Origin of the sequence: Lactobacillus nasalidis (assembly GCF_016587775.1) — a bacterium.
In the GTDB taxonomy this organism is placed as follows: domain Bacteria; phylum Bacillota; class Bacilli; order Lactobacillales; family Lactobacillaceae; genus Lactobacillus; species Lactobacillus nasalidis.
The window spans coordinates 1-584 of sequence record NZ_BOCG01000011.1 but is presented as its reverse complement, the minus strand read 5'-3'; the positions used below and the strand labels follow the sequence as shown (position 1 = coordinate 584).

At 53.9% G+C, this 584-nt stretch carries 1 protein-coding gene; it reads right to left on the bottom strand.

Annotated elements, in window-relative coordinates; translation table 11 throughout:
* Positions 1-252: 252 nt before the first annotated feature.
* On the bottom strand, positions 253-584 hold a 332-nt coding region (locus lacNas_RS00080; RefSeq protein WP_307865693.1), incomplete at its 5' end, for a S16 family serine protease.

Genomic DNA, 584 nt, shown 5'->3' with positions numbered 1-584 from the left:
GCGCCCGGCTGCCGGTTGAAATAGTAAAACGCGCCGATCACCGCCAAAACCGCCAGCAGATAAACTTTCTTGTCGATGAGCCAGTCGAGCCAGCGGCGAACCTGCTGCTTGCCCTCCTGGTCTTTTTCTTGCTGATTCATTTTTTATCACCTCAGCAACTATTACGCCAAAACAGGCACTTTTTTTCCGGCAAAAGCAAATTTTTAAAAATTCCGCCAAAAAAGGACTGAAGCACCGCTTCAGTCCTTTTGCTTAATTGCCGTAATGTTTCTGCAGGTATTTCAAGGCGTCGTCAAAAGTGGCCACCGGCACGATCTTCATCTTCGTGCCCAGCTTTTTGGCCGTTCTCTTGGCAACCGCGTAGTTTGTCTGCGACTTCTTGACGCCGGTCTGGTCGGTCGGCGCGAAGAAGACCTCGGCCCCGGCCTTGGCAGCAGCCACGACCTTCTTGTCAACACCGCCGATGATGCCGACATTGCCCTTGGCGTCGATCGTGCCCGTGCCCGCGACCTTGTGACCCTTGGTCAGGTTCTTGCCGGTGTAGTTTTGATAGCAGGCCAGGGAGAACATCAGCCCGGCTGAAG